1 protein-coding gene is annotated in these 358 nt (G+C 52.2%); it reads left to right on the forward strand.

Annotation, left to right across the window (positions count from 1 at the left end):
• Window positions 1-43: 43 nt before the first annotated feature.
• Window positions 44-358 (forward strand): hypothetical protein (locus tag EZJ44_RS08635; protein ID WP_206661897.1); only part of this gene is annotated, 315 nt, incomplete at its 3' end.

Consider the following 358-nt stretch of genomic DNA (forward strand, 5'->3'; position numbering starts at 1 on the left):
TGACTATCCGTACCGGAATCAGCCAAATGGAAGCCCAAACACCGTGACCGGCCTATATGTTGGCTCGGATACGGATTTTGTGCTCTGGCGGATCAACCGTGACCTAGGATCAGTCGCAGACAAACCTAGTGAAACGGTCACGAAACTGTTTCCCAAAGGCGCATTAGCCTGGCAGTGGGCATTAGCGGGAAACCTACCTACGTGGACTGCCGTTGCTGAAGCTGCCAAGGTCATGCCTGGCGATATTCTCGTGTGGAGACAAGGAGCACGTTCTGCGCAATCAACCAATGGCTACGTATCCTATATCGGTAACGTCACAAACGATGGGGTCGTGACTGAAAACTACTTCGCAGGACAT

Source organism: Arcanobacterium bovis, assembly GCF_004331995.1.
GTDB classification, from domain to species: domain Bacteria; phylum Actinomycetota; class Actinomycetes; order Actinomycetales; family Actinomycetaceae; genus Arcanobacterium_A; species Arcanobacterium_A bovis.